Genomic DNA, 23,116 nt, shown 5'->3' with positions numbered 1-23,116 from the left:
TTGTTGTCAGGCTGAGGTGTTCTTGTGCTCAGACAGAGTGTTGGTGGCTCGCAGAGGCGGCGGACGCCTTGCGTCCAAAGGCGACGGCACCCCGCTCGATGCGCCAGGTCTGGTCGACCAGGCCGGCGGAATGGCTGTCGTCGGACTCCGCGATCAGCACCGTCAGGCCTTCGCCGCGCAGGTCGCCGATGACAGAGGTAAGTCGCTGTGCCAGTACCGGCGCCACGCCTTCGAAGGGCTCATCGAGCAGGATCAGTTCACGGCCGGGAATCAGTGCGCGGCCCAGGGCCACCAGCTTTTGCTGGCCGCCGGAGAGCTGTAGCGCCTTGCGCTCACCGAAGTCGGCGATTTCCGGCATCAGCGAATAGACCCATGCCAGCCGTTTCTCGCCGTCGCGGATGTGATTGGCCCATGCCGGCATCAGCAGGTTTTCGGTCACCGTCAGCTCGGGGATGAGCCGGCGGTCCTCGGGCATGTAGCTGATCTGCAGCTTGGCGCGCCGATGGGGAGCCAATTGAGTCAGTTCCTCTCCCTTGAAGCGGATGGAGCCGGATGTTGCCGGCAGCAGGCCCATGATGGCGCGGATCAGGGTCGTCTTGCCGGCACCGTTGTGACCGATCAGGCCGGCCATCTGCCCGGTGGGAATGGTCAGGTTGATATCTCGCAGAATGGCGATGCGATCGATCGAGACATTGAGGTTGGCGATCTCCAGGCTCATGTCAGACGTCTCCCTGTTCGGTTGCCGTGCGGGTGTGGCGCCGCTTGCCGGTGACGAGCGTCTGTACCTGTTCGTCGGCCAGCACCTCCTCGACCGGACCATCCTTGATCACCACGCCGCTGGCGAAGGCCATCACCCGGGTGACGTATTTCTGTACGATCTCCATGTCGTGCTCGACGAAGAGCACCGTCAGGCTGCGCCGCTTGACGATTTCCATCACCGTATCCATCAGCGCATGTTTCTCCTCCATGCTGACCCCGCTGGTGGGCTCATCCAGCAGCAGCATCCTGGGGTTACCGAGCATGGCAATGGCGATGTCGAGCAACTTGCGGGCCCCTTGGGGCATGGCGGTGACCATCTCATCGCGATACCGGGTGATGCCCATCTGCTCGAGGATGTCGTCCGCTGCGGCAAGCCGCTCGGCGGTGCGGACCGGCCGCAGCATTTGCAGGTGGTCGTTCTGGGCGGCCGACAGTGCGATGGCCAGGTTGTCGATCACGGGGAGTTCGAGAAAGAGCTGGGGAATCTGGAAGGAGCGAGCCAGGCCCTCGCGCATCAGCTTGCGCGGCCCCAGGCCCTTGATCGGCCGGCCATTGAAGAAGATGCTGCCTTCCGAGGGCGGCAGGTAGCCGGTGACCATGTTGATGAAGGTGGTCTTGCCGGCGCCGTTGGCACCGATCACGCCGACAATCTCGCCCTGGGTAATGGTCACGTTGATATCTTCTGCGGCCGTCACCGCGCCGAAGTAGCGGGAGAGCCCTTGTGTCTTGAGAATCTCGGTCATGGGGCGGTTCTCCTGTGGCGGGTGAACAGGCTCCAGATCCCCTTGGGCAGGAACAGGATGATCAGCAGCAGCACGATGCCCAGGATCATTTGCCAGGTGTGGGGCATGAACTCCACCGCGTAGGTGCGCACCAGGGCGAAGAGCATGGCGGCGATGAAGGCCGCTGCCACATGGCCGGTACCGCCCAGCAGCGCGATGAAGACGAATTCACCGGAAATCGTCCAGTAGGCCATTTCGGGATCGACGTGGCCGGCAGCCAGTGCCGTCAGCGAACCGCCTATGGCACCGATGGCCGCGGCCAGTACGTAGTTGATGTAGAGCACCTGGCGGCGTGAGATGCCCATGTATTCGACGCGGACCTCGTTCTCGCGGATGGCCTCGCAGGCCAGGCCGATGCTGGACTGGAAGAAGCGATTGAGAAACAGCGCGACCAGCAAGCCGAGGACCAGCGCGAGCCAGAACACGCCCATGCCGGACTGCGGCACCCAGCCGAGCAGGGACCACTGCACCACGCTGAAGCCGTCGGTGCTGCCCAGGTTGTGGCTCTTGACCAGTACGCCGAACAGGATCATCGAGAACGCCATGGTCAGCATGGCGAAGAATATCTCCCGGTAGCGGGTCAGCAGGAGACCGAGAATCATCGCCAGCGCGGTCGAGGCCAGTACGCCCAGGAGAATCAGCAGCAGGGCGTCCTGAATGCCCCAGAAGCGCCCCCCCATGCCTACCGCATAGCCGCCGATACAGAAGAACAGCCCCTGGCCGAAAGAGACCAGCCCGGAGCGCATCAGCATGACCACACCCAGTACCACCAGCGCCTTGGCGACTGCCAGCGTGGTGGTGAAGACCAGCCAGTTCGGGCTCATCAAGCCGGCCAGGCCAATGGCCACGGCGGCGGCAATCATCAGGGCTTCGGATTTCTGGAGACTCATCAGATTTTCCTCGCGATTGCCTGGCCGAACAGGCCGTTGGGCCGAAAGATCAGGACCCCGGCCATGACGGCGTAGATGATGAACAGCTCGAACTGGGGCATGGTGTGGATCGAGGTGGCCCGTGCCAGCCCGACGATGATGGCACCCGCCGCCGCACCGGTAATGCTGCCGAGTCCGCCGGTGACCACCACCGCGAAGGCCAGCACGATCACCTCGATACCGATACCCGGCACCACGGAGATGATCGGCGCGGTGATACCACCGGCGACCGCGCCGAGGGTGGCGCCGATCATGAAGGTGATGGTGAACATGCGGCGCACGTTGACGCCCATGGCTTCCGAGACTTCCCGGTCATGGATGATGGAGCGCAGGATCTTGCCGGTGTTGGTGCGCTCCAGCCAGAACCACAGGCCAAGGCCGATGACGGCGGAAAGGCACAGCACCATGATGTCGTAGCCGGAGACCGTCAGGACGTCGATCTCCACTCGCCCCATGGCGGCGTAGGGCTGCCAGGCGAAATAGGGGGTCGTGCCCCACAGCAGCTTCATCACATCTTCGAGTATCAGCAGGATCGCGAAGGTGACGATCAGCATGAGTATCTCGTCGCGGCCGTACATCAGCCGCAGGATGCCCCGCTCGATCAGCAATCCACTGATGGCGCCGATGAGCAGGGCGCAGCTGGCCAGAATGGCGAAGGCCATCCATAGCTGGCTGCCGCCCCCGGCGTAGTACCAGCCGATGGCCGAAGCCGCTGCATAGGCGCCCAGGGCATAGAGGCTGCCGTGGGCCATGTTCAGAATCCTCATGACGCCATAGATGACGGTCAGGCCTGCCGCCACCAGGAAGAGCCATGAGGCATAGATGAAACCATCAATCAGTATTGCCCAGACCGTTAACATCTCGCGTGCTCCTGTTATCGGTTAGGAAACGCTGCGGGTACCCGGCGCCATGCCTGCCGGTCGTCGGGAACGTGACGAGGCAAGAGTCTGGCGTACCGAGTCGGGTGCAGTGATTCCCGGGGGCCGGCAACCCGAAGGTTGCCGGCAGGGGAGAGTGTCAGTCGCACTGGGCGCCGGGGAACCCGGCTTCGATCCACTCCTGGGCGTTCTGGCCATCCGGCGCGGAGACGCATTCGCCGCGGTAGGAGCGCACGTTACGCAGCTCGGCACCTTCGCCGGGGGTGTAGTGGTACTCGCCGTAGAGCATGTCCTGCATGGCCTGGTGGCCACCGGCCAGGGCCATGCGCACGGTGCCGCTGACGGATTCGAACTCGGCCCCTTTCAGGGTGCTGGCAAGCTGCTCGCTGGTGGGTACCCCGTCGGCACCGGAATTGTCGGCGGCAAACTTCAGGGCAAGGATGGCCTGGGCCATTTTCGAGGAGGGGTAGCTGGGCTTGGTGCCGTGCTCGGCTTCGTAGGCTTCGTTGAACCACTCGCTCAGCGCGTTTTCCGGCATGAAGGCACCGAAGGGGCCACGTCCGCCCAGGATGGTGCCGTTGGGGGCCTGGCCCTGGAACCGGTGCAGGCCGGATTCACCCGTGGTCAGGATGGCGGTTGCCTGGCCCAGCAGGCCACGGGAATTGGCCTGGGAGACGAAGGACTCCATGTCGCCGCCCCACATGCTGGAATGGACGATCTCGGGCCGGCGGGTCTGCAGGGCGGAAATCTCGCTGCCGTAGCTGCCGGAGAAGAGCTGTGGCGTCTGGTTGTTGACGATGTCGGCGTCCGGCATCAGCTGCTCCATGGAGAGCGTGAAGTCGAGCCAGGAGTCCTGCCCCCAGGCGTAGTTCTGCTGGATGCCGGCGACACGGGTGACGTCGGGGTGGAGGTCCAGCAGATAGCGCGCCGCGCCCACGTTGTCGGCGACGGCATCGAGGCCGGTGCGGAAGAAGTAGGTGGGGTTGTCGAGTTCCTCGAACATGCGCGGGGTGCCGCAATCGAAGGCGATGGTGAAGGTCCGCAGCTCTTCTGCCACGGGGCCGACGGCCAGGCAGTCGCCGCTGGAAATATAGCCGATCACCGCATTCACGCTCTGGCGCTGCACCAGGTTGCGGTACTCCTCGACCTGCTGGGTGGGGCCGCCGGCTTCGTCGACGACCACGGATTCCAGTTGCAGGCCGTTGATGCCCGGGGTGTCGTAGGGCGGGGGAAGCTCCCCGGCGTTGATCGCCTTGATCACGGTTTCCGCCGCCTGGGCGGCGGGAACGCCAAAGGGCCCCGAGGCGCCGCCGGAGAGGAAGGTGACCAGGCCGACCTTGAAGGTCTCTTCTGCCTGGACTGTCGCGCTGATACCCATCATCCCCGCCGAGGCGATGGCCGCGGCGGTGGTGGTGCTGAGCAGGGTACGCTTCCAGCGTCCGGGTTGAGTGGCGTGCTTCATGGTTCTACTCCTTGATTGTTGTTGTGTGCCATGTGGCGTTGCTGCGTTCTGCGGTGCGTCGTTGTCTCGCAAGGTGCGGGTGGTACGTGAAGGAAACGGTGGAGGGGCTAGCCACCACCGGGCGTGCCGCGTCGTCTCTCGACGAGAGCCGGCGAGGGTTTCAGGGACTCGGCGTCGTAGACTTTCCAGTTCCCCAGCTCCACCTGGGCGGGGGGATAATCCTGGCTGGGCACCGGCGTGCCGATGGCCTGGGCCTGGATGATCTGGTGGGTCTCGGCGTCGATGTAGGAGACGTAGCCTTCCGGGTCCTTGGGCAAGTGGATCTCCAGGCCTTTCAGCGCCTCGACCATCGCCTCGGTGTCGGTCACGTCACCGGCCAGGGTGATGGCCTTGGCGACGGTGAGGATGCCGGCCCAGGCACCCTGGGCCGAATAGTTGGGGTAGCGGCCGGAGCGCTCGTGGAACCGCTCCACGAACTGGCGGTTCAGCGCCGTCGGGGGCCAGTTGACGTGGTGGCGTGCGGAGAGAATCAGGCCTTCCGGCGGCGTGTCGCCGAGGGCCACCAGGGTCTCGTAGTCGCCGCCGGTATCGAAGTTGGCCACCCGCATCAGGCTGAACAGGCGGGTCGTGCGGGCCTGGTCGATGAAGGCGGTGAAATCCCCGCCCCACAGCGCGACCACCAGCACGTCCGGCGGCGACTCGAGCAGCGACTGGATATAGAGGGAGTAATCCGGTTCGTAGAGTTTCGGCCAGTAGCTGCCGGTGACCTGGTAGTCGACGTCGTAGAGGTCGAAGGCCTCCTGCAGGTCGCGCCAGGCGACTCGGCCATATTCGTAGTCGGGGCCGAGGAAGGCGACCTTGCTCCAGCCTTCCTGCTGCTGGAGTTCCTGCAGGTATCGCGCACCGGCGGCCTGGGAGTGCCAGGTATCGCTGGAGACCCTGAAGTAGTAGCGATGACCCTCTTCCAGCACGGCGCGGGAGGAGGCATGGTCGGTGCCGATGAGGATGGTCTTGCGCTGCCGCGCCAGGCGGCTGACGGCCATGCCGACGCCGGAGCTGACCATGCCGCAGAGAATGTTGGCGCTATCCTGCTCGATGAAGTCCTCGGCCATGCGCACCGCGAAGGAGGCCTTGGAGCGGGAGTCATCGACGATGACCCGCAGGCGGGGCGCCGCCGGGTCGGTGGCCAGCTCGTCGAGGGCCATGCGGATCGCGACGATACTGTCCCGCCCGTAGCTGGCGGAGCGCCCGGTCATCGGATACAGGCAGGCGATGGTGGCGTCGGCGTCTGCGGCGTCCGCACCCAGTTCCACCCGGCCCACCGAGGTCGTCTCGTTCATGGCCTCTGTGCCATGGGCGGCAGGCAGGCCATACAGGGCCAGCATCAGGGTGGTGGCGAAAACGCGAGCGCCCTGTGCGGAGCGCAGGCGGGTTATCAGTCCCGGCAAGGTTGCCTCCTGGACCGGTTCAGTCCGGCGTGTGGTCGTTGATTGTTGTTATAAACCTGCTGGTCTATAGCATGAGCAATAAGCGTGCCATGCCGAGAGTGCCCCATCTCCGGGGCTCTCTCGGTCACAGCGGTACGAGAGGTGAGCGGATAGCGCTCATCGGCGCGAGAAGGTGAGCGGTTACCGCTCGACGAGGATCTTCGGCCAGGCTCCTAGGCCAGGCCCAGGCGTTGCAGGCGGCGCTTGAAGGCGTGGCGCGACAGCCCCAGCTGCTGGGCGGCCTGGCCCTTGTGGCCACCGGTCTTGTCGAGCGCATCGAGTACCAGCTGCCGCTCGGTACTCTGCAGGCGCTCGCCGAGAGAGGGGTCTTGAGCCTGATCGCTCGCTGCCGGGCCTTGATGGAACTCGGTGGGTAGCTGGCCGGGGCGAATCCGCTGGCCGGGATACAGGATGGTCAGGCGCTCGACCAGGTTGCGCAGCTCCCGCACATTGCCCGGCCAGCTATAGGCGATCAGCAGGCCGAGCGTCTCCCTGGGCACGGTGATGGGTCGGCAACCCTCCTCCCGGGCCTGGGCGTCGATGAAGACATGCAGCAGCTCTTCGATATCCGCGCCCCGTTCGCGTAGCGGGGGGATGGAGAGTTCAATGACATTGAGGCGGAAGAACAGGTCCTCCCGGAAGTGCCCGTTGCGGACTTCGGCTTCCAGTGAGCGGTTGGTCGCGGCGATGACACGGGCATCGGCGGTATGGCTGGCAGACCCCCCCACCGGTCGGTAGTCGCCATTCTCGAGGAAATGCAGGAACTTGGCCTGGAGGGGCAGGGGCAACTCGCCGATCTCGTCCAGGAACAGCGTGCCACCATGGGCAAGGGCCACCAGGCCGGATCGCTTCTGATGCGCGCCGGTGTAAGCCCCCTTCTCTGCACCGAACAGCTCCGCCTCGATCAACTGCTCCGGCAGGGCGGCGCAGTTGATCTCCACAAAGGCGTTGTCGCTGCGCGGGCTCTGGTCGTGGATGGCCCTGGCCACCACGGCCTTGCCGGTGCCGGACTCGCCCAGCAGCAGGATGCGGCCGGCACTGCTGCCGGCGATGCGCTGGATGGTCTGCCAGAGCTGCTCCATGGCATCGCTGCTCCCCACAAGCCCCGAGGAGGAGGCGCCACGGCTACGGTGGTAGGCCAGCTCATCGCGCAGCTGAGTGCGCTCGGTGATGGCTCCGACGAGATGCAGCAGCTCGTCCAGGGCAAAGGGCTTGGTGAGATAGTCGGTCGCGCCGGCCTTGACGGCCTGCACGGCGGCTCGCGTATCGCCATGGGCCGACACCATCACCACCGGCAGCGCCGGGTAAAGGCGGGCGGCGGTATCGAGCACTTCCATGCCGCTCATCTTCGGCAGCCGCAGATCCAGCAGCATCAGCCCTGGCTGGGCGTCCGCCAGTGCGGTCAGGGCCGCTTCGCCGGAATGGGCGCTGCGGGTGGTGAAGCCGGCTTCTTCCAGGGCGAATGTCAGCGAACGGACGAAGCTCTTTTCGTCATCGACGATCAGGATATCTGTGTGCATGGCGTTTTCTGATTGTTGCTCTTGTTATGGTAGCGGCGCTACGAATCCTGCGGTGCTGACTCCTGCTGTGCCATGGCGTCGACCGGCACCAGGGGGAGCCTCATGGATACGGTCGTGCCCTTTCCCGGTGTGCTATGGATCTCCAGCCTGCCACCATTCAGTTCTATCAGTTGACGGGTAATGCTCAAGCCGAGCCCCGTGCCTTCCTGGCGGGTGGTGAAGAACGGCTCCATCACCTGGGCCAGGATCGTCTCATCCATGCCGCAGCCGTCGTCGATGATCGCTATCGTCACGCTGTCACCGCTGGGAAAAGCCTTCAGCTGCACCTGGCAGCCCGGTTCGCACGCCTGGATGGCATTGGCGACCAGGTTGACCAGGCACTGGATCACCTGGTCCGGGCTGGCATAGACGGCGAGGCATGGATTGCCACTGACGGTGACGGCAACGCCCCGCCTGTCGGCAAGGCCGGAGGTCAAGATGGAAGCGTGCCTGAATACCTGGCCGATCGCCACGGCTTGCGGCTCACCGGCGACTGGCCGGCCGTAATCCAGCAGGTCGCCGACGACACGATTGAGCCGGTCGATCTCTTCTTCCACGGATATCAGCAGGTCCCGGCGCCGGCTTTCCGGCTCGCCCTTTTCCAGGGCCTGCACCGTCAGTTTGATCGTTGCCAGCGGGTTGCGCACCTCATGGGCCACGCCAGTGGCGAATTCGCCCAGCACCGCCATCTTCTCCGCCTGTACGGTTCGCTCGATCATCTCCTGCAGCCGGTCGGCCATGGCGTTGAAGGCATGGGCGACCACATCGATCTCATCCTTGTCGTTGCGTGGGGTCACCAGCCGGAAGTGCAGGTTGCCGGAGGCGAAGGCTTCGGCCCCTGCGACCAGTCGGCTCACCCGCCGGCGCAGGCTTCTGGCCAACGCCCAGAACAGGGCGACGATGCCGAGCGCCATCACGCCGGCAAGCGCATACAGGCCGAACTGTGCGTTACGTAGCGGGCTGAGAATGTCTCCGGCGGAAACCAGATAGTCAATGCGCCAGCCGGGCAGCACTTCCGGGCCGGTCCGCAGCCCTTCCGGTTCGCTGCTCTTGAGGTTTCCCGTCGGGTCCAGCAGATCGCCGGCGGGCGTTCTCAGGAACGGCCGTAGCACGCCGGCCAGGCTTTCGGTGCGCATCAGCTCGGTCAGGGAAGCCAGGCGCACATGAAGCGCTATCGCACCGTCGGTGCTCTGGCCGGCGATGTCTCTCAGCGGCTGGCGGATGAGCAGCCAGCCGGGGCCGGAGCCCGAGGTCAGGCTCGGGCCGATGATCTCGCTGGTGCCCAGATAGACCGAAGGCAGCTCGCGGATTGACCAGTTATCGCGGCCCCAGTAGGGCTGCCCGGATGCCGCCTGCCCGGGGATCACCTCGGACAGTCTGTCGTTGGCATCGAAGAAGAGAATGCCATAGAGGTCGGGCGCGTCGGCTTCCACCCGTACGAGCTCCTGCAGGCCTTCCGGCACCGCATCGCTGTAGAGCAGGTACAGGGGCATGGAGGGGTGGGTCGAAAGGGTCTCGAGCTGGTAGATGCGGTTCTCGATGAAGTTGGTCAGCCGGTTGGCCGTGCCTGCCACCTGAGCTTCCAGCCGTTCACCGGCCAGGCGCTCCGTGACCGAATCCGCGACCGTTGCATAGAGCGCGCTCAGCACCGCCACCGAACCGATCATCAGTGTCAGCGACAGGAAGGAGTAGCGACCAACCAGACTGAGCCGAGGCTTCATGCAGATCCTTTGTTGTTATTGTGAGCTGTGCTTTCCCCATGTTTTACACGAAAGAAGCCTTATTGATGAAGCGCAATATTTTTCCTGGCGTTTCCTCCCCTGCGCACCAAGATCGCCGCCCGCAAAGAGACAGGGCGCCTGGGCTGAGTCTGGAGACAGGGCTTTGAAACAGGGCTTTGAACAAGGGCCTTGAAACAGGCTTGGGAATGGCACTCAGAAAGCATCTAGCCCCCGAACGGCAGTACCGCGGCGTATACCGCGAAGTAGTGGCAGGTGCTGCCGCCCAGCACGAAAAGATGCCAGATGGCATGGTTGAAGGGGATCGCACTGATGGCGAAGAAGATCACGCCGAGGGTGTAGGTGATACCGCCGGCCGCGAGCAGGGCGATGCCGGCGGTGGGCAGGCTGGCGCTCATCTCGCCGCTGGCGAAGACGATCAGCCAGCCCATGATCAGGTAGATCGTCACCCGCAGTACGGTGAAGCGGTGGGGCCAGGCGAGCTTGCAGGCAATGCCGGCCAGCGCCAGGCCCCAGACGATGGCGAACAGCGTCCAGCCGGTGGTGCCGCGCATGTTGACCAGCAGGAAGGGGGTATAGGTACCGGCGATCAGCAGGTAGATGGCACAGTGGTCCAGGTGCTGGAACACGCGCTTGAGTCGCGGATGGCGAACGCCATGGTAGAGGGTCGAGGCGGTGTAGAGCAGTACCAGGGTGACCCCGTACAGGCTGATGCCGACGAGCTTCCACGGGTCGACGTGGGCGGCCAGGCTGGCCAGCACGATCAGCACCACGACACCGACGAGGCTCAGCACCGCGCCGATACCGTGGCTGATGCTGTTGAGCCACTCCTCGATGGCGCTGTGGCGGTGATTGCCCCGCGGCAGGGAGTGGGGCATGGCTCGAGGCTCGGGGGAAGGCGCAGGTTGTGGCATCGGCAGGTCTCTGTCAGGAGGGCCCGATGCCGGCCAGCGGCTCAGGGCTTGCGTTCGATATCCACGTCGCTGGCTTGGGTGAAGTCGCCCAATGCCATCATGTGGCCGAGCTTGCCGGCCTTGGTCGACAGATAGTGCTCGTTATGAGGGTTGAGACCGGTGGTAAGGGGGACTCGTTCCGTAACGGTAACGCCGGCCTTGGTCAGGGCATCCACCTTGCGCGGGTTGTTGGTCATCAGGCGCAGTCCCTGCACACCCAGGTGATCGAGCATCGGCACGCAGAGATCGTAGCGGCGCATGTCGGCACCGAAGCCCAGCTGTTCGTTGGCCTCGACGGTATCGGCGCCCTGGTCCTGCAGGTGATAGGCGCGGATCTTGTTGAGCAGGCCGATGCCGCGCCCCTCCTGGCGCAGGTAGAAGAGCACGCCGCGCCCCTCGTCGGCGATGCGCTTCAGCGCTTCCTGAAGCTGGTAGCCGCAGTCGCAGCGCATCGAGAACAGGGCGTCCCCGGTCAGGCACTCGGAGTGAACCCGCCCCAGCACAGGCTCGCCATCGGCCACGTCACCCAGCGTCAGGGCGATGTGATCCTTGCCGGTGGCGTCGTCCTCGAAGCCGTGCATGGTGAAGGTGGCCCAGGGTGTGGGCAGCCGGGAGGCGGCGATGAATCGAATCGTCACGGGGTACCTCGGTGAAAGACCACGGCGATGCCGGAAGTGAATCCAGCATTCTAGCAGGAACGCCGCCGGGGCTCACGACTGAGCGACGGGCCGAATCGCGTTCCGTCTTTCCCTTGGCCTCGGTCAAGCCCTGCGCAAGATCATGCGCTACAATGGCCCGACATTTCCTGTGGATGACTGCCTGCATGGAACTCAAGAACGACCGTTTTCTGCGCGCCCTGGCGCGCCAGCCGGTAGACCGCACGCCGGTATGGATGATGCGCCAGGCCGGCCGCTACCTGCCGGAGTATCGCGCCACCCGCGCCGTGGCCGGCGACTTCATGGACCTGTGTCGCAACCAGGAACTGGCCTGTGAGGTGACGCTGCAGCCGCTGGAGCGCTATCCGCTGGATGCCGCCATCCTGTTCTCGGATATCCTCACCATCCCCGATGCCATGGGGCTGGGGCTCTATTTCGAGACCGGCGAGGGGCCGAAATTCCGCAAGCCGGTGCGCACTGCGGCCGATGTGGCAGCGCTGAAGGCGCCGGATGCCGAGCGCGACCTGGACTACGTGATGCGCGCGGTCTCGACCATTCGCCGCGAGCTCAATGGCCGCGTGCCGCTGATCGGCTTCTCCGGCAGCCCCTGGACGCTGGCCACCTACATGGTCGAGGGTAGCTCGAGCAAGGACTTCCGCCATGTGAAGACCATGCTCTACGACAACCCCGATGCCATGCACCAGCTGCTCGATACCCTGGCCTATGCGGTCACCGACTACCTGAACGCCCAGATTCGGGCCGGTGCCCAGGCGGTGCAGATCTTCGACACCTGGGGCGGCGTGCTCTCCACGCCGGCCTACCTGGAGTTCTCGCTGCGCTACATGGAGCAGATCGTCGCCGGCCTGATCCGCGAACACGAGGGCCGGCGCGTACCGGTGATCCTGTTCACCAAGAACGGCGGCCAGTGGCTCGAGGATATCGCCCTTGCCGGGCCAGATGCCGTGGGCATCGACTGGACCACGGAGCTTTCCGACGCCCGCGCCCGGGTCGGGCACAAGGTCGCGCTGCAGGGTAACCTGGACCCCAACGTGCTGTTCGCCCGCCCGGCGGCCATTCGCGCCGAGGTGGGACGGATACTCGACAGCTACGGGCACGGGCCGGGGCATATCTTCAACCTGGGCCACGGTATCAGCCAGTTCACCGATCCGGACAACGTCACCGCCTTCATGGATGCGCTGAACGAGCTGAGCCCGCAGTATCACCGCACCATCCAGTACCAGAATGCCTGACAGAAGCACGCTGCAAGCCTGGCATGACCGGCACCGCCTGTGGGCGGTGCTGGCCATTCTGGCGGCCATTGTCATTGCCATCGGCAGCCTGACCCCGGGTAGCGAGATGCCCAAGACCCTGCCCTGGGACAAGTTCAATCATTTCGTCGGCTATGCGGGCCTGGCTGGCCTGGTTGGGTTGGCCGGGCTGCCGCTGGTGCGCACCTTCGTTTTCGTGGTGCTTTTCGGCATCTGCATCGAATACCTGCAGATACCGGTGCCCGGCCGCAGCGGCGGGGACTGGTGGGATATCCTGGCCAACAGCCTTGGCGCGGCAACTGCCGTGCTGGTATTGCATGCGTTTCGCAAAAGGTTTACCTGATTACTCACCTTGATCAGCCATCGGGCCAATCTTGAGCCGCACTGAAAGAGTCCTCCGCCGAGGCGCCTGACGGCGCCAGTCGCGATGCAGAGCAGCGCTCCGACAGCGATTCTATCCACCAACGGTGCCACGACGCTGTCGGAGGAAGCTTCAGCTCCGGTCCGAGGCTTCATAAAAACACCGGCCTAGGCTTGTAGCACTGATACGCAACGACGCCCCGTCACCGCAAGGTGACGGGGCGTCGTTGTTTTCAGCCTGGCAATCGCGTCAAGGCTAGCGCAGCTCGGCACGCTCGATGATCACCGGCTCGACGGGGACGTCCTGGAACGGCCCCCGGGTGGTGGTGGGCACCGCGCGAATGGCGTCCACCACGTCCATGCCGTCGACGACCTGGCCGAACACCGCATAGCCCCAGGCCTGGCCGGAGTGGGTGCCCTGGTGATCGAGGAAGGCGTTGTCGGACACATTGATGAAGAACTGGGCGGTGGCCGAATGCGGGGCACCGGTACGCGCCATGGCCAGGGTGCCGCGCTCGTTCTTCAGGCCGTTGTCGGCTTCGTTGGTGATCGGATCCCGGGTGGACTTCTGGCGGAAGTCTTCGTCGAAACCGCCGCCCTGGATCATGAAGCCGTCGATCACGCGGTGGAAGACGGTGCCGTCGTAGTGGCCGTCCTGCAGGTAGGTCAGGAAGTTGTTGACGCTTTCGGGGGCCTCTTCCTGGAACAGCTCGATGGCGATCTCGCCGTGGTTGGTATGCAGGATGACATCGGCGTTGGTCGCATCGGCCTGGGCGGCCAGCGGCAGGGTGCCGGCAAGGAGTAGGGTCAACAGAGTTCGTTTCAGCACGGGGGGCTCCTGTATGCAGCACGAAAGGACGCTGTGAGTGTGCCTAGAAAAGGCCCCGATGTCAGGCTTTCGATGCGTGGGGTCGTGGCGCGACATCCCGCCACGCTGGATTGTTTGACGTGGATCACAACAGTCCGGAGTAAAGAAGTACGCAGTATGGCTTTTATGCGCCGATCGCCGGACCATTCGGTTATGCGGGTCGGGGCACCTACCGCTGATCTCTTCCAAGCCGTGATGCCTCGCCCATGAATATCCAGATAGTGACCGGCTGGCAGGGTGATCCTCTCCGAGCCGGGGATAGGCGGGAGGTAGCCAATCCATGGTGGCGGAACTCGGAAACTTCGCACTGATACTGGCGCTATGCCTGGCGGTGGTCCAGAGCATACTGCCCCTGCTGGGCACGTACTTCGACAATGCCCGCCTGATGCGCACGGGGCGCTTCCTGGCCACCGGCCAGTTCGTCTTCCTGTCGATCTCCCTGGCGGTGCTGGTCTGGGCCTTCGTGGTCAGCGACTTCTCGGTACGCTATGTGGCCAGCCACTCCAGCCTCAGCCAGCCGACGATCTACAAGGTCACGGCGGTCTGGGGCGGCCATGAGGGATCGCTGCTGCTGTGGGTGTGGCTGCTGGCTGCCTGGGGTGTCGCCGTGGCGATCTTCAGCCGGTCGCTGCCCCGGGAGATGCTGGCCCGGGTGCTGGCCGTGCTGGGCATGGTCTCGATCGGCTTCCTTGCGTTTACCGTGTTCACCTCCAACCCCTTCGAGCGTATCGTCCCGGGACCCATGGATGGGCGCGGCATGAATCCACTGCTGCAGGACCCGGGCATGATCCTGCATCCGCCGCTGCTCTACATGGGCTATGTGGGAACGGCGGTGGTCTTCGCCTTCGCCATGGCGGCCCTGCTCGGCGGTCGCCTCGATGCCGCCTGGGCACGCTGGTCGCGCCCCTGGACCACGGTGGCCTGGGTCTTCCTCACCCTGGGTATCGCCATCGGCTCCTGGTGGGCCTACTACGAGCTGGGCTGGGGTGGCTGGTGGTTCTGGGACCCGGTCGAAAACGCCTCCTTCCTGCCCTGGCTGACCGCCACCGCGCTGATCCATTCGCTGGCGGTGACGGAGAAGCGCGGCGGCTTCAAGGTCTGGACGCTGATGCTGGCGATCCTTACCTTCGCCCTGACCGTGCTGGGTGCCTTCATCGTGCGCTCGGGCGTCATCACCTCGGTCCACGCCTTCGCCACCGACCCGGAGCGCGGCGTATTCATCCTGGGCATGCTCACCATCACCCTGCTGGGGTCGCTGACCGTCTACGCCTGGCGGGCACCCTGGGTGGGGCTTGGCGGCTCCTTCGCCTGGTACTCCCGCGAGTCATTGATGATGGCCAACAACGTGCTGTTGGCAGTGGCCTGCGCGGCGGTATTCATCGGCACCCTCTATCCGCTGGCGCTGGACGCCTTCGGCCTGGGCAAGATCTCGGTGGGCCCCCCTTACTTCGATACCGTCTTCGCCCCGCTGATGCTGCCGCTGCTGTTCCTGATCGGCCTCGGCCCCGCGGTGATGTGGAAGCAGGCCAACCCCAGCGACACCTTCCGCCAACTGCGCTGGGCCCTGCTGGTGAGCGTCATCGCCGGCGGGCTCTGGCCGCTTACCATGGGCGCCTGGCGGCCGCTGACCGCCCTGTCATTGATGCTCGCCAGCTGGATCATCCTTACTGCGCTGCTGGATATCCACAAGCGCATGGGGTCGGCGCGGCAGCCCTTGGGCACTCGGCTGCGCAAGGTGATGCGTCCCAGCTTCATGGGCATGCACCTGGCCCATGTGGGGCTGGCGCTGATCGTGGTGGCCATCGCCATGGTCAACACCTACGAGGTCGAGCGCGACGTGCGCATGGAGCCGGGCCAGACCACCTCGGCGGCGGGCTTCGATTTCACCCTGCAGCGCATGGAGACGGTGCGCGGCCCCAACTGGGATGCCGACCAGGCGGTCGTCGATGTGACCCGTGATGGCCGGCCGGTGGCGACCCTGCTGCCCCAGCGCCGCTACTACGACACCCAGCCCGGCAACCCCATGAATCAGGCGTCCTTGCACCGTGCGACGACCCGCGATGTCTACGTCTCCCTGGGCGAACGGCTGGTGGGCGACGCCTGGAGCTTCCGCCTCTACTACAAGCCCTACATGTTCTGGATGTGGTCCGGTGCCATCCTGCTCTCCCTGGGCGGACTGCTGGCGGCCAGCGATCGACGCTACCGGCTGGCACGCAATCGCGCCGTCGATAGGCGCCACCGCGCCGGCACCCAGGAAAGCGGCCCTGCGCGGGAGGTGACCACCTGATGAACCTGCGTCTGTTGATTCCGTTGATTGCCATATCGGCCCTGCTCGGCCTGCTGTTCATCGGCCTGGGCATGAACTCACGCGACCTGCCTTCGCCGCTGGTGGGCAAGCCGGCGCCGGCCTTCGAGCTCGAAGCGCTGGAAGACGCCGAGCATATCCTCACCGAGCAGGATTTCATCGGCGAAGTGGCGCTGGTCAACGTCTGGGCCACCTGGTGCAGCACCTGCCGCGCCGAGAAGCCGCTGCTCATGGAGCTGGCCGCCGGCGGCATACCCATTCATGCCTTCAACTATCGCGACGAGCGCGATGCGGCCCTGCGCTATCTCAGTGTCAGCGACAACCCCTATCAGGTCATCGCCTACGACCCCCGCGGCGATGCCGGTATCGACTGGGGCGTCTACGCCACGCCGGAGACCTATGTGCTCGATGCCGAAGGCGTGATCCGCTACAAGCGCATCGGGCCGCTCAACCGGCAGCTGCTGCTCGACGAGGTACTGCCCCTGGTGGAAAAACTGAGAGCGGAGAAGCTAAGAGCGGAAAAACTGAGAGCGGAAAAGCTGAGGGCCGAGCAGCGGGCAAGTGACAGCAGGAGGGTGGCGCAGTCATGAAGCGATTCCTGATCCTGAGCCTGCTTGGCTTGCCGCTCTGGCTGGCGGCGGGGCTTGCCATGGCGCTGGCCATCGGCCAGCCAATCGAGTTCGAAAGCGAAGCCCAGAAGCGCCAGTACGACACCCTGGTGCGCGAGCTGCGCTGCACGGTGTGCCAGAGCGAGACCATCCATGAATCCAACGCCGAACTCGCCGCCGATATGCGTCGCCGGGTCTACGACATGACCCTGGCCGGCCATGACGCCGATGCCATCGTCGACTTCATGGTGCAGCGCTATGGCGATTACGTGCGCTATCGGCCGCCACTGCAGGCCAATACCGCCCTGCTGTGGGCCAGCCCCTTCCTGCTGCTGCTGGTCGGAGGCATCGCCTGGTGGCGAATGATCGTGGGGCGCAAGCGCATGGCGCAGCGCCCGGAATTCACTGAACAGGAGCGCGCGACGCTGCAACGCATACGCAGCGGCGAGTGAACCCGGAGGCGATGATGAACGGAATATTCCTGCTATTTGCCATGGTGCTCTGCGTGATGGCGCTGGCCTTCGTGGTCTATCCGCTGCTGCGCGAGCCGCGTGGGGAGGCGGGCCATTCGCGCCTGGCGATCAACCTGACGGTGCATCGTGATCGCGTCCGCGAACTCGACCAGGACCTGGCGGCCGGCACCCTGACCCAGGCGCAGTACGATACCGCGCTGGCGGATCTCGAGCGTGAACTGCTCGACAGCGGCGCCTTCGAGGCGGATGCCGGCGAGGCATCGGCCGGAGAAGGTCGCGGGCCAAGCCGCATGGCAGGCGTTGCCGCCTTCGCCAGCGTTGCCCTGGTGCCGTTCATGGCCGTGGGCATCTACCTGGGCGTGGGCTATGCCGATGAGGTCTTTGCCACCCAGCTCCCGCCGGGTGAAGTGGCCAGCATGCCGGAGTCCCAGCCGGTCAATGAGGAGGGAATGCAGCGTCAGTTCGAGCTGCTTTCGCAGCAGCTGCAAGGTCGGCTCGCACAGAACCCCGATGATCTCGAGGGCTGGATCCTGCTCGGCCGGACACTGACATTCCTGGATGACCTGGCGGCGGCGGAGCGTGCCTTCCGCGAGGCGATGGTCCACGGCGGCGATCGCGATCCGAACCTGTTGACCCGCTATGCGGATGTGCTGGCGGAGCGGCAGGGCAGCCTGGAGGGGGAGCCCCGTGAGCTGATCGAGCGGGCGCTTTCCATCGACCCCGACCACGCCCAGGGGCTGTGGATGGCCGGCTCCCTGGCGTTCGAGGAGGCGGACTTCGAGGCCGCACGACGCCACTGGGAACATCTGCTCGGGGTGCTGCCGGGCGATTCGCCGGAGGCAGACATCATCCGCGGCAACCTGTCCCAGGTGGGCCTGTCCGCTGCGGAGGGCTGAACGTGAAGCCATATTCGAGGAGGTGGTCATGAGGCCGACATTGAGCCGTGAGGCACTGCAGGCCGTTCGGCGGGTGCCCCTGTTCCGAGGGCTGGGGGACGAGACCCTGGCGCTGTTGACCGGTGGCGCCGTGGAGCGCAGCTATCGACGTGGCACGCTGCTGTTCAGTGAGGGCGAGCCGGCGGATCGCTTCTATGTGGTGCTGGATGGCTGGGTCAAGCTGTTCCGCGAGAGCCCCGACGGCAACGAGTGCATGGTCGGGCTATTCACCCGCGGCGAGTCCTTCGCCGAGGCGGCGATGTTCGACCGCCTCGGCTTCCCGGTGCATGCCGCGGTGGCCGAGGATGCCCGGCTGCTGGTCTTTACCGCCGACCACTTCCTCACCACCCTGGAGCAGAACCACGGCCTGGCGCTCAACCTGCTGGCCAACCTGTCGGGTCTGCTGCGCTACCTGGTGCGCCAGCTCGATCAGCTGACCAACCAGCCCACCTATCAGCGACTGGCGTCCTTCATCGTCTCGCTCTGCCCCTGCGATGCCCATCAGGCCACCGTCTGCCTGCCCTGCGACAAGATGCTGATTGCCGGCCGACTGGGCATGAAGCCCGAGAGCTTTTCCCGGGCCATGGCCCGCCTCCGGGAGGTCGGCGTCAGCTGCGAGCGTAACTGCGTGCAGGTCGATGATGTGGCGGCCCTGCGCGATTTCGCCAATGCCTGCGGCCAGCCATCGGCGGCGCCGGCGGTCCTTGCCGGAGGCTCGAAGGCCTCCGTTCCCGGCATGATCCAGCCCTGTCGCTGAGTGCCGAACCCTTCCCCTGCCGCTGCCTTTCGTCGGCCCGATTCTTTCGGGCCGACGGCCTTTCGGCAAATTTCTTGGCGTCTCTTGTGACATAAGTCAACTCCAGGATGCATCTATTGACAGTGGTCAAGTGAGGGGGGCGGCAAAACTGCTCTACTTGGTCCAGGTGGAGGGTGGCTGATGGCCATGACCGACTGGAACCCAACAAAGGGGTCAGGCTGGGGCACCCGCCAGGTACTACCCGAAGGGGAAACCAAGCGAGGCACGTTATGCACAAGAGAGCATTGAGCAAGGGGATTTTCGCCCTCAGCTTCCCGCTGGCCGCCATGATGGGCACCGCCCACGCCGCGGCCCCGGAAATGACAGCCGAAGAGATGGATCAGGCTGGCGCCATCTACTTCCAGCGCTGCGCCGGTTGCCACGGCACCCTGCGTGGCGGCGCCACCGGCCCGGACCTGCTGCCCGAGACGACCCAGGAACTGGGCCAGCGTCGTCTGGAGAGCATCATCACGCTGGGCACCGAAGGCGGGATGAACAACTTCGACGGCATCCTGGACGAAGAGGAGATCACCCTGATCTCCAAGTACATCCAGCAGACGCCGGAAGAGCCGCCGGAAATGTCGCTCTCCGATATCCGCGACACCTGGAAGATCGTGGTGCCGCAGGAAGAGTGGCCCACCGAGCCCCAGCACGACCGCAACTGGGAAAACTTCATGGTCACCATCCTGCGTGACCGTGGCGCCATGGGCATCATCGATGGTGACACCAAGGAACTCGTCACCGAGGCCGAGACCGGCTATGCCGTGCACGTGGCCAAGGAGAGCTCCGACGGTCGCTTCTGGTACGTCCAGGGCCGTGACGGCCGTCTCTCCAAGATCGACCTGTGGATGGACCCGCCCCAGGTGACCGCCGAGGTGTTCATCGGCATCGACGCCCGCGACGTGGCCGTCTCTCACTACGGCGAGTGGAAGGACAAGTACGTCATCGGTGGCGCCTACTGGCCGCCGCACTTCGTAATCGCCGATGCCGAGACCATGGAGCCGCTCAAGGTCGTCTCCACCCGCGGCTATGACACCGAGGGCAACTACGTCCACGAGGCCCGCGTCGCGGCGCTGTATAACACGCCCAACGCACCGTCCTGGCTGGTCAACGTCAAAGAGACCGGGCAGATCTGGCAGGTCGACTACAGCGACCTGGAAAACCTGCGTATCGATCACATCGAGTCCGCCGAGTTCCTGCATGACGGCTTCTTCGATCCCACCGGCCGCTACTTCCAGATCGCGGCGAACTTCAGCAACCTGATGGTGTTCGTCGACACCGAGACCCGCAAGCGCGTGGGCATGCTCAACACCGGCCAGATCCCCCACCCGGGCCCGGGTGCCAACTGGATCGACTCCGAGTGTGGCCCGGTTGCCGGCACCACCCACCTGGGTGAAGGCCGCATGACCTTCTGGGGCAACGACCCCGAAGGGCATCCCGACCAGGCGTGGGAGATCTGCGGCAGCGTCGAGACCGACGGCCCCGGACTCTTCGTGCGTAGCCACCCCGATTCCGGCAATGTCTGGATCGACCAGGCCATGCACCCGGAAGCCGACGTCAACCAGTGGGTCATGGTCATGGACAAGGAGACCCGCGAGCTGACACCGATCCATGTCGCCGACCGCCCGGTCGAGCATGACGCCGTGGCCGTGCACATGGAGTACGACCAGACCGGTACCGAGGTGTGGGTCTCCATCTGGGCCCGCGGCCGCGGTCACCAGGATGATGGCGCCATCGTGGTCTATGACGACAAGACGCTGGAAGTGAAGGCTGTCATCGAGAACCTGAACACGCCGACCGGCAAGTTCAACGTCTACAACCGCAAGAAGCACATCGGCTGATCACTTGCTGAACCCGCCGGGGCGTCCTTGGGCGTCCCGGCTCCTTCTTCAGTCGTTTCAGGTGCAGGTGAGATGGAGCGACTGAGCAAGGGGCCGGACAACACCACCTCAACCAGGCGGCAAGGCAGGCTAACTCTAGGAGCCTGTCGGACTTAACACTGATCTACTGCGAGATCCGGTATTTCGGCCAATTTCATTCGATCTGATTCGTTAAATAGCGGGCTATTCGCCTCATCAGATCGATAAACTTGTCTCGAAATCCAAATCTCTCGTGACGATCGGTCAAACCCGACAGGCTCCTAGCAAGAACCGTGTCATGACAATTTCGGGAGACTGACATGAAAGGGGAGCGTCTTCGCAACTGGCGCAAGATCACCATCATGGGGGCATCGCTTGGCGCCGCCATGGTTTTCTTCGTTGCCGGCATTCTGTTCTGGGGTGGTTTCAATACGGTGATGGAAGCCACCAACAGCATGAAGTTCTGCAGCACGGCCTGCCACGAGATGAGCTGGGTCTACGAGGAGTACGAGGAGCGGCCACACTTCCAGAATGCCACCGGGGTGGGGGCGACCTGCTCGGACTGTCACGTGCCCGATGCCTGGGGGCCGAAGATGATCCGCAAGATCGAGGCCAGCCGTGAGGTGTGGCACTGGATGCTGGGGACCATCAATACGAAGGAGAAGTTCGAGGGCAAGCGCCTGCACCTGGCCGAGAACGTCTGGCGCTCCATGTTGCGTACCGACTCCCGCGAGTGCCGCAACTGTCATGACTGGTCGGCCATGGATCTCGAGGAGCAGGCGCCACGTGCCGCCCGCGAGCACGCCCGTGGCTTCGAGCAGGGCCAGACCTGCATCGAGTGTCACCAGGGTATCGCCCATGAGCTGCCCCAGGATTGGGACGAGTCCGAGGTTTGGCTGGCCCGTTTCGACCACGACGAGCCCGCTACCGACCTTGCCGAACGCGGCGAACCCGAAATGCCGCTGGAAGCCGAGGAGCGGGGCGAGGCAGTCGCCGCAGAGGGCGATATCGCCGCCACTCTCGACTGGGACGACGTGCCGGCGCTGGACATGACGCTCTTCCTGCCCGGCCAGGCTTCCATCGAGTGGATTCAGGATGGCAGCGAGCATGGCGGCGGCCGCGCCTTCAGCTTTGGCGACCGCTGCATCTGGTGTCACCAGGGCGAAGAAGAGCAGATCGGGCAGCTCGCGGTCAGCGCCGAGAAGATCGAGACCTATGACCTGGGCGACAAGCGCGGCCATGTTCCGATGACCGTGCAGGCCTCCTTCGACGACGACTACCTGTTCATGCGCTTCCAGTGGGAAGCCGGCGAGCACGCGCCGCTGCCCTTCGTCGATGGCGGTATGATGGACCCGGACAACCCCATGAAGCTCACCGTGAGCTTCTCGGACGATCGGGTCGACATGGCGGACCGGGCCGGCTGCTGGGCGAGCTGTCACCATGACTCCACCTATATGCCGGATGCCCCCGAGGCGGAGGCCCTGGCCGAAAGTGAACTGGCGGAGCGCCTCGACCTGATGAGCAATGGGGGCGTCACCAAGTACCTCACCGAGAGCCGTACCGAGATCGAGATTCGCGGTCGTCGCGGTGCAGCACGGGGTGGCTGGGACAAGCTGAAGGAAGAGCAGGAGATTGCCGAGCTTCTCGACGGTGGTGTCTACCTGGATGTGGCGCGCTTCAACAGCGGTGATGGTTCCACCGAGGCGGGCTATATCCTCGATGAGCGTCACTTCGCCGACAGTCAGGCCATCGTGTTCAGCGCCGAAGAAGAAGGCGGCGTCTGGACGGCCTACCTGACCCGCGCGCTGCGTACCGGTGCCGAGGGCGACAAGCCGCTTTCCACCGATGGCAAGTACAGCTTCAACGTGGCGCTGCACGATGACCATGCCGATTCGCGCTTCCATCACGTCTCCTGGCAGTACGGACTGGTGTTCGACGCCGAGATTCCCGGCGACTTCGAGGAAGACATGGTGGAAATCAACGCCACGCGCATTTCACGGTAATACCGGGTCACGGAGGAGGACGTTCACATGGCAAGACGACTTCTGACACCTGTTGCTGTTGTCACCGCCCTGGTTGCCCTGCTGATCAGCGGGGCGGCCCAGGCCGGCGAGGATGTCGTCGAGGTGGAAATGCTCGACTATGGTTTCCACCCGGCCGAGCTGGAGGTGACTGTGGGAACGACGGTGCGCTGGGTGAGTGCAGAGCGACGCACGAGCCACGACGTCTACTTCCCCGACGAGGACACGGGATCGCCCCGGCTGTTCCCCGATGAGAGCTGGGAGCGTACCTTCGAGGAACCGGGGACCTATGAGTATTACTGCCAGCCCCATGAGAATCGCGACATGCGTGGCGTGATCCATGTCATTGAGGCCGAGTAGGTCTTCATCGACAAGTATGTGGCGCCCATGGGCACCGTAAACAGGGCACCGTAAACAGA

21 protein-coding genes are annotated in these 23,116 nt (G+C 64.7%); 10 read left to right on the top strand and 11 right to left on the bottom strand.

Going from position 1 to position 23,116, the window contains the following annotated elements:
- Positions 1 to 28: 28 nt before the first annotated feature.
- The 10 genes from LY622_RS05070 to ribA all read right to left on the bottom strand — a co-directional run bounded on the left by LY622_RS05070 (position 29) and on the right by ribA (position 11,186).
- Complete coding sequence (locus tag LY622_RS05070; RefSeq protein ID WP_234289894.1) at positions 29 to 718, bottom strand: ATP-binding cassette domain-containing protein; 690 nt, start codon at positions 716 to 718, stop codon at positions 29 to 31.
- A gap of 1 nt (position 719) precedes the next feature.
- Positions 720 to 1,502 (bottom strand): ABC transporter ATP-binding protein, encoded by a 783-nt coding sequence (locus LY622_RS05065; RefSeq protein ID WP_234289893.1) that lies wholly within the window; start codon positions 1,500 to 1,502, stop codon positions 720 to 722.
- On the bottom strand, positions 1,499 to 2,431 hold the full coding sequence (locus LY622_RS05060; protein ID WP_234289892.1) for a branched-chain amino acid ABC transporter permease: 933 nt from the start codon (positions 2,429 to 2,431) through the stop codon (positions 1,499 to 1,501). The genes LY622_RS05065 and LY622_RS05060 overlap by 4 nt, the downstream gene beginning before the upstream one ends.
- Complete coding sequence (locus tag LY622_RS05055) at positions 2,431 to 3,330, bottom strand: branched-chain amino acid ABC transporter permease (RefSeq protein WP_095620656.1); 900 nt, start codon at positions 3,328 to 3,330, stop codon at positions 2,431 to 2,433. The genes LY622_RS05060 and LY622_RS05055 overlap by 1 nt, the downstream gene beginning before the upstream one ends.
- A 157-nt stretch (positions 3,331 to 3,487) precedes the next feature.
- A complete protein-coding gene (locus LY622_RS05050; RefSeq protein WP_234289891.1) occupies positions 3,488 to 4,810 on the bottom strand; it encodes an ABC transporter substrate-binding protein in 1,323 nt (440 codons plus the stop codon).
- A 107-nt stretch (positions 4,811 to 4,917) separates the two neighbouring features.
- Entirely contained in the window at positions 4,918 to 6,258 is a 1,341-nt protein-coding gene (locus LY622_RS05045; protein WP_234289890.1) for an ABC transporter substrate-binding protein, read from the bottom strand.
- Between the two features lie 212 nt (positions 6,259 to 6,470).
- Positions 6,471 to 7,817: a sigma-54-dependent transcriptional regulator gene (locus tag LY622_RS05040; RefSeq protein ID WP_234289889.1), complete on the bottom strand. Its 1,347-nt coding sequence runs from the start codon at positions 7,815 to 7,817 to the stop codon at positions 6,471 to 6,473.
- A 38-nt stretch (positions 7,818 to 7,855) separates the two neighbouring features.
- Positions 7,856 to 9,577, bottom strand: coding sequence for a sensor histidine kinase (locus LY622_RS05035; RefSeq protein ID WP_234289888.1), 1,722 nt, complete (start codon positions 9,575 to 9,577; stop codon positions 7,856 to 7,858).
- A gap of 224 nt (positions 9,578 to 9,801) precedes the next feature.
- Positions 9,802 to 10,473 (bottom strand): PAQR family membrane homeostasis protein TrhA, encoded by a 672-nt coding sequence (trhA, locus tag LY622_RS05030; protein ID WP_234289887.1) that lies wholly within the window; start codon positions 10,471 to 10,473, stop codon positions 9,802 to 9,804.
- A gap of 77 nt (positions 10,474 to 10,550) precedes the next feature.
- Complete coding sequence (gene ribA, locus LY622_RS05025) at positions 10,551 to 11,186, bottom strand: GTP cyclohydrolase II (protein ID WP_234289886.1); 636 nt, start codon at positions 11,184 to 11,186, stop codon at positions 10,551 to 10,553.
- Positions 11,187 to 11,371: 185 nt separating this feature from the next.
- Here ribA and hemE point away from each other — a divergent pair, with 185 nt between their 5' ends.
- Positions 11,372 to 12,454 (top strand): uroporphyrinogen decarboxylase, encoded by a 1,083-nt coding sequence (hemE, locus tag LY622_RS05020; RefSeq protein WP_234289885.1) that lies wholly within the window; start codon positions 11,372 to 11,374, stop codon positions 12,452 to 12,454.
- Positions 12,447 to 12,815: a VanZ family protein gene (locus tag LY622_RS05015; RefSeq protein ID WP_234289884.1), complete on the top strand. Its 369-nt coding sequence runs from the start codon at positions 12,447 to 12,449 to the stop codon at positions 12,813 to 12,815. Before hemE ends, LY622_RS05015 begins: the two co-directional genes overlap by 8 nt.
- A gap of 273 nt (positions 12,816 to 13,088) precedes the next feature.
- Here the strand turns inward: LY622_RS05015 and LY622_RS05010 are convergent, their stop codons facing one another.
- The gene (locus LY622_RS05010; protein WP_305038561.1) at positions 13,089 to 13,613 is read right to left on the bottom strand and encodes a peptidylprolyl isomerase; all 525 of its coding nucleotides are present in this window, start codon (positions 13,611 to 13,613) and stop codon (positions 13,089 to 13,091) included.
- Between the two features lie 367 nt (positions 13,614 to 13,980).
- On the opposite strand from LY622_RS05010, the gene LY622_RS05005 reads away from it, so the two are divergent.
- From LY622_RS05005 to LY622_RS04970, 8 genes are all read left to right on the top strand, one after another.
- Positions 13,981 to 15,987, top strand: coding sequence for a heme lyase CcmF/NrfE family subunit (locus LY622_RS05005; protein ID WP_234289883.1), 2,007 nt, complete (start codon positions 13,981 to 13,983; stop codon positions 15,985 to 15,987).
- Positions 15,987 to 16,595 carry a DsbE family thiol:disulfide interchange protein gene (locus tag LY622_RS05000; protein WP_234289882.1) on the top strand — a complete coding sequence of 203 codons (609 nt, stop codon included), beginning with the start codon at positions 15,987 to 15,989 and terminating at the stop codon, positions 16,593 to 16,595. The genes LY622_RS05005 and LY622_RS05000 overlap by 1 nt, the downstream gene beginning before the upstream one ends.
- On the top strand, positions 16,592 to 17,065 hold the full coding sequence (locus LY622_RS04995) for a cytochrome c-type biogenesis protein (RefSeq protein ID WP_234289881.1): 474 nt from the start codon (positions 16,592 to 16,594) through the stop codon (positions 17,063 to 17,065). The genes LY622_RS05000 and LY622_RS04995 overlap by 4 nt, the downstream gene beginning before the upstream one ends.
- Positions 17,066 to 17,079: 14 nt before the next feature.
- Entirely contained in the window at positions 17,080 to 17,982 is a 903-nt protein-coding gene (gene ccmI / locus LY622_RS04990) for a c-type cytochrome biogenesis protein CcmI (protein WP_234289880.1), read from the top strand.
- 28 nt (positions 17,983 to 18,010) lie between these two features.
- Positions 18,011 to 18,778 carry a Crp/Fnr family transcriptional regulator gene (locus LY622_RS04985; RefSeq protein WP_234289879.1) on the top strand — a complete coding sequence of 256 codons (768 nt, stop codon included), beginning with the start codon at positions 18,011 to 18,013 and terminating at the stop codon, positions 18,776 to 18,778.
- 269 nt (positions 18,779 to 19,047) lie between these two features.
- The gene (locus tag LY622_RS04980) at positions 19,048 to 20,658 is read left to right on the top strand and encodes a cytochrome D1 domain-containing protein (protein ID WP_234289878.1); all 1,611 of its coding nucleotides are present in this window, start codon (positions 19,048 to 19,050) and stop codon (positions 20,656 to 20,658) included.
- A 338-nt stretch (positions 20,659 to 20,996) separates the two neighbouring features.
- Positions 20,997 to 22,679, top strand: coding sequence for a NapC/NirT family cytochrome c (locus LY622_RS04975; protein WP_234289877.1), 1,683 nt, complete (start codon positions 20,997 to 20,999; stop codon positions 22,677 to 22,679).
- 27 nt (positions 22,680 to 22,706) lie between these two features.
- Entirely contained in the window at positions 22,707 to 23,057 is a 351-nt protein-coding gene (locus LY622_RS04970) for a cupredoxin domain-containing protein (protein ID WP_234289876.1), read from the top strand.
- Positions 23,058 to 23,116 lie beyond the last annotated feature (59 nt).

The organism is Halomonas alkalisoli (assembly GCF_021412585.1).
GTDB classification, from domain to species: Bacteria; Pseudomonadota; Gammaproteobacteria; order Pseudomonadales; family Halomonadaceae; genus Halomonas; species Halomonas alkalisoli.
Note: the sequence above shows the minus strand (reverse complement) of the source record. Positions and strands in the feature narration are given on the sequence as shown.

Excerpts from the sequence above, each read along its gene's own strand:
- LY622_RS04980 (WP_234289878.1), top strand. The coding sequence starts at position 19,048 with ATGCACAAGAGAGCATTGAGCAAGGGGATTTTCGCCCTCAGCTTCCCG.
- LY622_RS05065 (WP_234289893.1), bottom strand. The coding sequence starts at position 1,502 with ATGACCGAGATTCTCAAGACACAAGGGCTCTCCCGCTACTTCGGCGCG.
- LY622_RS05015 (WP_234289884.1), top strand. The coding sequence starts at position 12,447 with ATGCCTGACAGAAGCACGCTGCAAGCCTGGCATGACCGGCACCGCCTG.
- LY622_RS05070 (WP_234289894.1), bottom strand. The coding sequence starts at position 718 with ATGAGCCTGGAGATCGCCAACCTCAATGTCTCGATCGATCGCATCGCC.
- LY622_RS04995 (WP_234289881.1), top strand. The coding sequence starts at position 16,592 with ATGAAGCGATTCCTGATCCTGAGCCTGCTTGGCTTGCCGCTCTGGCTG.
- LY622_RS04975 (WP_234289877.1), top strand. The coding sequence starts at position 20,997 with ATGAAAGGGGAGCGTCTTCGCAACTGGCGCAAGATCACCATCATGGGG.
- trhA (WP_234289887.1), bottom strand. The coding sequence starts at position 10,473 with ATGCCCCACTCCCTGCCGCGGGGCAATCACCGCCACAGCGCCATCGAG.
- LY622_RS05035 (WP_234289888.1), bottom strand. The coding sequence starts at position 9,577 with ATGAAGCCTCGGCTCAGTCTGGTTGGTCGCTACTCCTTCCTGTCGCTG.
- LY622_RS05040 (WP_234289889.1), bottom strand. The coding sequence starts at position 7,817 with ATGCACACAGATATCCTGATCGTCGATGACGAAAAGAGCTTCGTCCGT.
- hemE (WP_234289885.1), top strand. The coding sequence starts at position 11,372 with ATGGAACTCAAGAACGACCGTTTTCTGCGCGCCCTGGCGCGCCAGCCG.
- LY622_RS05055 (WP_095620656.1), bottom strand. The coding sequence starts at position 3,330 with ATGTTAACGGTCTGGGCAATACTGATTGATGGTTTCATCTATGCCTCA.
- LY622_RS04970 (WP_234289876.1), top strand. The coding sequence starts at position 22,707 with ATGGCAAGACGACTTCTGACACCTGTTGCTGTTGTCACCGCCCTGGTT.
- LY622_RS05060 (WP_234289892.1), bottom strand. The coding sequence starts at position 2,431 with ATGAGTCTCCAGAAATCCGAAGCCCTGATGATTGCCGCCGCCGTGGCC.
- LY622_RS05005 (WP_234289883.1), top strand. The coding sequence starts at position 13,981 with ATGGTGGCGGAACTCGGAAACTTCGCACTGATACTGGCGCTATGCCTG.
- LY622_RS05000 (WP_234289882.1), top strand. The coding sequence starts at position 15,987 with ATGAACCTGCGTCTGTTGATTCCGTTGATTGCCATATCGGCCCTGCTC.
- ccmI (WP_234289880.1), top strand. The coding sequence starts at position 17,080 with ATGAACGGAATATTCCTGCTATTTGCCATGGTGCTCTGCGTGATGGCG.
- LY622_RS05050 (WP_234289891.1), bottom strand. The coding sequence starts at position 4,810 with ATGAAGCACGCCACTCAACCCGGACGCTGGAAGCGTACCCTGCTCAGC.
- LY622_RS04985 (WP_234289879.1), top strand. The coding sequence starts at position 18,011 with ATGAGGCCGACATTGAGCCGTGAGGCACTGCAGGCCGTTCGGCGGGTG.